Consider the following 7269-nt stretch of genomic DNA (forward strand, 5'->3'; position numbering starts at 1 on the left):
TCACCTGTTGCGTTCGTAGACCATCCGCAGGCCGATCAACGTGATCATCGGTTCGTGGTGGGTGATGCTGCGGCATTCGTTGATCACCAGGGAGGCGAGGCCGCCGGTGGCGATCACCGCCCGCACCTCGCCCAACTCCTCGGTCATCCGCTCGACGATCCGGTCCACCTGGCCGGCGAAGCCGAAGTACAGGCCGGCCTGGAGGCATTCCACGGTGTTCTTGCCGATCACCGACCGGGGCTTGGTGGCCTCGACCTTGCGCAGCTGCGCGGCCCGGGCGGCCAACGCGTCGAACGAGATCTCGATGCCCGGGGCGAACGCGCCACCGAGGAACTCACCGCGCTCGCTGATCACGTCGAAGTTGGTGGTGGTGCCGAAGTCCACAACGATCGACGGCCCGCCGTAGAGGGTGTACGCGGCCAGGGTGTTCACCACCCGGTCGGCGCCCACCTCCTTCGGGTTGTCGATCGCCAACTGCACACCGGTGCGCACACCGGGCTCGACCACGACGCTCGGCAGGTCGGCGTAGTAGCGGCTCAGCATGGTGCGCAGCGACCGCAGCGCCGCCGGCACCGTGGAGCAGGCAGCCACCCCGGTGATCTCGACGTTGTCCCCGGCGAGGAGGCCCCGGAACATCAGGCCCAGCTCGTCCGCCGTCGAGCGGGCATCGGTCTTGATCCGCCAGGAGTGCACCAGCTTGTCGCCGTCGAAGGTCGCCAGCACGGTGTTGGTGTTTCCGATGTCGATGCAGAGCAGCACCCACGCAGCCTAGACAACTACTCGATACGCAGGTCCAGCGCGATGTCCAGGATCGGCGACGAGTGGGTCAGGGCGCCCACCGAGAGGAAGTCGACGCCGGTCGCGGCGTACCGACCCGCCACCTCCAGGGTCAGCCCGCCGGTCGCCTCCAACTCAGCCCGGTCACCCACCGCCGTGACCGTCTCGGCCAACACCTCGGGCGTCATGTTGTCGCAGAGCAGGAAGTCCGCACCGGCCTCCACGGCCTCCACCGCCTCGTCGACAGTGGTCACCTCGACCTGCACCGGCACCTCCGGGAACGCCTCCCGGACGCGCCGGAAGGCAGCCGTGATGCTCCCTGCCGCCAGCTTGTGGTTGTCCTTGATCATGGCGACGTCGTAGAGGCCCATCCGCTTGTTGGTGCCCCCACCGGCCCGTACCGCGTACTTCTCCAACGCCCGCAGACCCGGCGTCGTCTTACGGGTGTCCAGGACCATCGCCTTCGTGCCGGCCAGGGCGTCCGCCCAGGCGCGGGTGTGCGTCGCCACCCCGGACATCCGGCAGAGCAGGTTGAGCGCCGTCCGCTCGGCGGTCAGCAGCAACCGGGTCGGGCCGGTCACCGTCGCCAGCACCGCGCCGCGGGCCACCCGCTCGCCGTCCCGGGCCAGCACCGACACCTCGACGGTACGACCGAAGCCTGTCACCTCGCCCACCAGCTCGAACACGGCTGCGGCCACGGCCATCCCGGCCAGCACCCCGTCCGCGCGGGCCACCAGATCGGCGGTGTCGGTCTGTTCCGCCCCGATGGTGGCCACGCTGGTGACGTCGAGGAAGTCCGGACCCAGATCCTCGACCAGCGCGGTCTCGATCACCTGCCGCACCTGGGCCGGGTCCAGACCGGCCGCACGCAACGCCACCCGAGTCGACTCGATCATGACTTCCCCTCCCATTGCTGCGTTACCCGGCCCTGCGCCCCGACCGACCCGACCAGGTGGCCCAGCCACCGCTCGTCGGCCGTCGGGAAGTCCTCCCGCCAGTGGCAACCCCGCGTCTCACCGCGTGCGTACGCGGCACCCACAAGCGTCGACGCCACGGTGAGCAGGTTCGTCGCCTCCCAGTCGGCGGTCCGCGGCCGGCCCCGGGCGGCGCCCAGCTCGGTGAGCGTTCCGGCCGTCCCGGCCAGCGTCGTCGCGGACCGGAGCACCCCGGCACCCCGGGTCATCGACCGTTGCAGGGTCGGCGTCACCTCGGCGGGCAGCACCCAACCCGCGCCGCCACGCCAGGCACCGGTGTCGGCCGGCTGCACCTGCTCGGGCAGGCCGGCCGCGATGTCTTCGGCGATCCGTCGGGAGAAGACCAGGCCCTCCAGCAGGGAGTTGCTGGCCAGCCGGTTCGCGCCGTGCACGCCCGTGCAGGCCACCTCGCCGCACGCGTACAGGCCGGGGATGGAGGTGCGACCCCGCAGGTCGGTGCGGACACCGCCGGAGGCGTAGTGGGCGGCGGGTGCCACCGGGATCAGGTCGGTCGCCGGGTCCACGCCGATCGCCAGGCACGACGCCACGATCGTGGGGAACCGTCCGGCCAGGAAGTCCCCGCCCAGGTGCCGCGCGTCGAGGAAGACGTGGTCCGCGCCGGACGCCAGCAGCACCCGGTGGATGCCCTTGGCCACCACGTCCCGGGGTGCCAGTTCGGCCAACTCGTGCTGACCGACCATGAACCGCTTACCGTCGGAGTCCACCAGGTACGCGCCCTCGCCCCGCAGCGCCTCCGAGACCAACGGTTGCTGCGCGTGCCCGGCACCGGGTACCCCCTCGCCGGACGGGGTGATCAGGGCTGTCGGGTGGAACTGGACGAACTCCAGGTCGGTCACCGCCGCGCCGGCCCGCAGCGCCAGCGCCACCCCGTCCCCGGTGGAGACCGCCGGGTTGGTGGTGGCCGAGAAGATCTGCCCCATCCCCCCGGTGGCGAGCACCACCGCCCGGGCCAGCAACGCCCCGACGCCGTCCTCGCTGCCCTCGCCGAGCACGTGCACTGTGATCCCGCAGGCCGGGCCGAGCCCGTCCGGGCCGTCCCCGGGCGCGCGCAGCAGGTCCAGCACCAGGGCGTGCTCGAACAACCGGATCCACGGGTCGCGCTGCACCGCGGCGTGCAGAGCCCGCTGCACCTCCGCGCCCGTCGCGTCCCCGCCCGCGTGCACGATCCGGTCCGCCCGGTGCCCGCCCTCACGGGTCAGCATCAAGGAGCCGTCCGGATGACGATCGAACTCGGCGCCGATGCGGATCAACTCGCGCAGCCGGGTGGGGCCCTCCTCGACCAGCACCCGGACCGCCGCCGGGTCGCAGAGCCCGACCCCGGCGATCTCGGTGTCCCGGGCATGCGCCTCAGGAGTGTCCGTCGGGTCCAGCACGGCGGCGATGCCGCCCTGCGCCCACCTGGTCGAACCGTCGTCGATGTTGACCTTGGTGACCACCGTGACGTGCAGGCCCGCCTCGCGCAGGTGCAGCGCCGCTGTCAGCCCGGCAACCCCGGAACCCACCACGATCACGTCGGTGGTCTCCACCCAGCCGGGAGCAGGCGCGGCCAGCAACGTGGGCAGGGCTGGCAGGTCGACGGTCGGAACGTCCATCCTCCCAGTCAACCCGAACGATCCTCGCCCGGGGCGGCGGGGGCGGGACGAGTGTTTTCGGCTACCCCGTCCGCCGCCGTCCGCGTCGCGCCAGCCGGGGGCTCACTGTCACTTCGTCCGGACCGGAAGGCCGGCCGGGCCCGCGCCCTTCAGCGAGGCGGTCACCGTACGGTTGCTGAGCCACAGGTAGCAGCGCACGCCCCGGTCACCGACCTTCCATCGCCCCGCACCCGGTGGACGGACCACCACACCACTGCGAAAGCGCAGGTCGGCGTCGTCCGGCACGCCCACGTACCGACTGAGGGCGCTGCGGCACCCGGTGTAGAGGGGCGCCCAGTCGGAGTCCCGGGTCGGGTATGGCACGTCCGGCGCACGCCACACCCCGACGAACTCGGCGTCGTGCTGTCGGGCGCACTCCACCGGCACCAGCGTCTGCACACTCCGGCCGGCCGCCACCCGGGTCTGCTGGCAACCGAGCCGCAGCCCGGAGGGCCCCTTCAACGCGTCGCGCAGGCTGCCGGACCGGACCACCACTGTGGCCCCCGCCTCGGTGGTGGTCAACTCGGTCAGGTCGCACCGGAACCAGCGGGAACCCGCACCCCAGCCCGGGCCGGACGGCAGCGCCACGGACAGCCGCAGCCGACCCGCCCGCCAGTCGTCGCCCACGTAGCCGGTCGCCCGGGTGTCGCACTCGGCGAACGCGCCCCGCAACTCGGCCGACCCGCTTGCCGGGGCGCTCGCCCGCTCGACGGGAAACGCCCCCACGTGCACGGTCTCCAGTCGGTGCGGACCGGCGCAGTCCACCGGCTCGTAGCTGGCCAGGGTGACCACCTCGGTGAAGTCGGCGGCCTGGCACACACCGGCGGACGGGGTGAACGCCGACGGTGGCGGCAGCGCCGCCCAGTCGTCGGTCAGGTCACCGTCCAGGCCACCGGAGCCGGCGCAGCCAACCAGCAACAACGCTGCCCCGGCAGCGACGATCACTGTCGTCATGGCACGGCGCATCGCGGCCTCCCCCAGCCACCGACCGGCTTACGCCAGTACCCCAGGGTAACCGCTAATGACCTTCTGGTGACAGACCGGAATCGCCTCGCAGGGGATCAGACAGCGGACACGGCCAGTGGGCTCGGCACCGGGTCACCGACCATGCCGGGTGCCACCGCAGCCGCGTCCGCGCCCAACTCGATCACCCGGTTGTCGGCGTCCACGTGCACCACCCGTGGGCGGTACGACCGGGCCTCGGCATCGTCCATCTGCCCGTACGAGATGAGGATGACCAGGTCACCGGGGTGCACGAGATGCGCGGCGGCACCGTTGATGCCGATCACGCCGCTGCCCCGCTCGCCCGGGATCACGTACGTCTCCAGCCGGGCGCCGTTGGTGATGTCCACGATCGCCACCTGCTCGCCGGGGAGCAGGTCGGCGGCGTCGAGCAGATCCTCGTCCACTGTCACGGAACCGACGTAGTGCAGGTCGGCCTGGGTCACCGTGGCGCGGTGGATCTTCGACTTGAGCATGGTCCGCAACATCGGGGTGGCCTTTCACAAAGTTGGTGGAGGTCGGTGCGGCCGCGTCAGGGGCGCGGGGCGAGGTGGACGGCCGCGTTGTCGATCAACCGGGTGGCACCCACCCAGGCGGCGATCACCAGCCGGGCCGGCCCGGACACCGGCCCCGGCTCCAGCTCGGGGTCGGTGAGCACCAGGTAGTCGAGGCGGGCGCCGGGCGTACCGGCACCGAACGCGGCGTGCGCGGCGGTCAGCACCGCGCCCGCGTCGCGGCCGTCGTCGGCGGCCCGCGCACCGGCCCGCAACGCGGCGGACAGGCTCAGCGCGGCGGCCCGCTCCGGCTCGCTCAGGTAGCGGTTACGGCTCGACAACGCCAGCCCGTCCGGCTCCCGGACGGTCGGCACGCCGACCACCTCCACCGGCACGTCCAGGTCCCGGGTCATCCGCCGGACCAGGGTCAGCTGCTGGTAGTCCTTCTCGCCGAAGAACGCCAGGTCCGGCCGGGTGAGCTCAAGCAGCTTCAACACCACTGTGAGTACGCCGTGGAAGAAGCCGGGGCGACTCGCGCCCTCCAACTCCGCGCCGAGCGGGCCCGGATCGAGGCGTACGCGGGGCTGGCCGTCCGGATACATGTCGGCTACCGACGGGGCGAAGACCAGGTCGGCCCCCGCCCGGCGGCACACCTCCAGATCAGCGTCGAGGGTGCGCGGGTACCTGTCGAAGTCCTCGTTCGGCCCGAACTGCAACGGGTTCACGAAGATCGTCACCAGCACGTGGTCGGCCTGTTCCCGGGCCGCGCGCAGCAACGTCTCGTGCCCGGAGTGCAGCGCGCCCATGGTCATCACCACCCCGACCGTGCCCTTCAGGGCGGCCCGGGCCTCGGCCAGTTCGGCGCGCGTGTGCACGACGTGCGTCATGCGGTCACCTCCCGACTCCGGTCGGCCAGGACGCCGAGCAGCGACTGCGCGTCGACCGGCCGCAGCCGTCCGGCGGCGATCGCCCGGTCGGCGGTACGCCGGGCCAACGCCAGGTACGCGGGAACGGACTCCGGGGCGGTGGCGGCCAGCCGGGCCAGGTGCCGCTCGACGGTGCCGGCGTCGCCCCGGGAGACCGGCCCGGTCAGGGCGTCGTCGCCCAGTCGCAGGGCGTTCTCCAGGGCGGCCCGCAGCAGCGGGGCGAGCACCTTCTCCGGCCGGTCCACCCCGGCGTCGCGCAGCCGGTCGGTCGCCTCGTTCACCAGGGTCACCAGGTGGTTCGCGCCGTGGGCCAGCGCGGCGTGGTACAGCGGGCGGTCCGACTCGGCCACCCACTCGGGCACGCCGCCCAGGTCGGCCACCAGTCGGGCGGCCAGTGGGCGCAGCTGGGCAGGGGCGGTCACCCCGTACGAGATGCCGGCCAGCCGGGCCAGGTCGTCCGGCGTACCGGTGAAGGTCATCGCGGGGTGCAGGGCGAGCGGTTGGGCGCCCACCTCGGTGGCCGGCGCCAGCACGGCGAGGCCGTGCGCGCCGGAGGTGTGCGCGACCACCTGGCCGGGGCGCAACGCACCTCGCTCGGCGAGGTCGGCCACCACGGCGGCCAACGCGTCGTCCGGCACCGCGATCAGCAGCAGGTCGGCGGCAGCGTGCGCCACGGCGGCGACCGGGCGGCGTGGCACCTCGGGCAGTAGCAGTGCCAGCCGGGCACGGCTCGCTCCGGAGCCCCCCGCGACGGCGACCACCCGGTGCCCGGCGGCGGCGAGTGCGGCACCCAGGACGGCTCCGACCCGACCGGCGCCGATGACACCGACGGTCAGCAGGCGGGGGGTGGCGGGGGCGCCGAGAACGGCGCGATCCCGCGATGCGGCGGGCCCGTGCGGGGCGGCCGGACGCGGGCGCAGCGGTGCGCTCATGACGACGATCCAGTCCTCGAGAAGGGGTACCGGTCGATCGCAAGTATGCGCCCGGCCCGCCGAACCAGGACAAGCATGTGTGAAAACCTTCACCACCGAAATAAGGGTCCCCTGCGCCATCTTGATCAGGTGATGAAAAATAGGGGCCGGGATCCGTTTCGACCTGCTTTTCATCACCTGATCACCGCGCACCCCTCCGCACCCTGGACTCGGAGTTGACGATGCCGCTCGCCTGGCGGGACGCGATGAGCCGGGCCCTCTACGGGCCAGACGGTTTCTTCGTCACCGGCACCGGGCCGGCCGACCACTTCCGAACCAGCGTGCACGCCTCCCCAGCCTTCGCCAGCGCGCTGCTTCGCCTGATTGTCGAGGTGGACACCGCCCTCGGACACCCCTACCGACTCGACGTGGTCGACGTGGGCGCTGGGCGTGGAGAGCTGCTCCGTGCTCTCGTCGGGCTCGCGGTGGGGGTTTCCGGGGAGCCCGCCCACTCCGGGCGGTCAGGCTTGATC

At 72.6% G+C, this 7269-nt stretch carries 7 protein-coding genes and 1 pseudogene; 1 reads left to right on the forward strand and 7 read right to left on the reverse strand.

Annotation, left to right across the window (positions count from 1 at the left end):
• The 7 genes from ACWCO3_RS06350 to ACWCO3_RS06380 form a co-directional block, all read right to left on the reverse strand.
• Positions 1-759 carry a type III pantothenate kinase gene (locus tag ACWCO3_RS06350; RefSeq protein WP_145778613.1) on the reverse strand — a complete coding sequence of 253 codons (759 nt, stop codon included), beginning with the start codon at positions 757-759 and terminating at the stop codon, positions 1-3.
• A 17-nt stretch (positions 760-776) separates the two neighbouring features.
• On the reverse strand, positions 777-1673 hold the full coding sequence (nadC, locus tag ACWCO3_RS06355; protein WP_145778612.1) for a carboxylating nicotinate-nucleotide diphosphorylase: 897 nt from the start codon (positions 1671-1673) through the stop codon (positions 777-779).
• Complete coding sequence (locus ACWCO3_RS06360) at positions 1670-3364, reverse strand: L-aspartate oxidase (protein ID WP_145778611.1); 1695 nt, start codon at positions 3362-3364, stop codon at positions 1670-1672. The genes nadC and ACWCO3_RS06360 overlap by 4 nt, the downstream gene beginning before the upstream one ends.
• A gap of 108 nt (positions 3365-3472) precedes the next feature.
• Positions 3473-4369, reverse strand: coding sequence for a septum formation family protein (locus ACWCO3_RS06365; protein ID WP_145778610.1), 897 nt, complete (start codon positions 4367-4369; stop codon positions 3473-3475).
• Positions 4370-4464: 95 nt separating this feature from the next.
• The gene (gene panD, locus ACWCO3_RS06370) at positions 4465-4893 is read right to left on the reverse strand and encodes an aspartate 1-decarboxylase (protein WP_278142031.1); all 429 of its coding nucleotides are present in this window, start codon (positions 4891-4893) and stop codon (positions 4465-4467) included.
• A 44-nt stretch (positions 4894-4937) separates the two neighbouring features.
• Positions 4938-5786, reverse strand: a complete 849-nt coding sequence (gene panC, locus ACWCO3_RS06375) for a pantoate--beta-alanine ligase (RefSeq protein ID WP_450008793.1) — start codon at positions 5784-5786, stop codon at positions 4938-4940.
• Entirely contained in the window at positions 5783-6757 is a 975-nt protein-coding gene (locus ACWCO3_RS06380) for a Rossmann-like and DUF2520 domain-containing protein (RefSeq protein ID WP_358077411.1), read from the reverse strand. Before ACWCO3_RS06380 ends, panC begins: the two co-directional genes overlap by 4 nt.
• A 221-nt stretch (positions 6758-6978) precedes the next feature.
• Here ACWCO3_RS06380 and ACWCO3_RS06385 point away from each other — a divergent pair.
• Positions 6979-7269, forward strand: a pseudogene (locus ACWCO3_RS06385) (SAM-dependent methyltransferase); the annotation flags it as partial.

This window comes from Micromonospora sp. NPDC002411 (assembly GCF_053592955.1).

What these genes read in the sequence shown, in the direction of transcription:
- nadC (WP_145778612.1), bottom strand. Translation starts at nt 1,673, where the DNA reads ATGATCGAGTCGACTCGGGTGGCGTTGCGTGCGGCCGGTCTGGACCCG.
- ACWCO3_RS06360 (WP_145778611.1), bottom strand. Translation starts at nt 3,364, where the DNA reads ATGGACGTTCCGACCGTCGACCTGCCAGCCCTGCCCACGTTGCTGGCC.
- ACWCO3_RS06365 (WP_145778610.1), bottom strand. Translation starts at nt 4,369, where the DNA reads ATGCGCCGTGCCATGACGACAGTGATCGTCGCTGCCGGGGCAGCGTTG.
- panD (WP_278142031.1), bottom strand. Translation starts at nt 4,893, where the DNA reads ATGTTGCGGACCATGCTCAAGTCGAAGATCCACCGCGCCACGGTGACC.
- panC (WP_450008793.1), bottom strand. Translation starts at nt 5,786, where the DNA reads ATGACGCACGTCGTGCACACGCGCGCCGAACTGGCCGAGGCCCGGGCC.
- ACWCO3_RS06380 (WP_358077411.1), bottom strand. Translation starts at nt 6,757, where the DNA reads ATGAGCGCACCGCTGCGCCCGCGTCCGGCCGCCCCGCACGGGCCCGCC.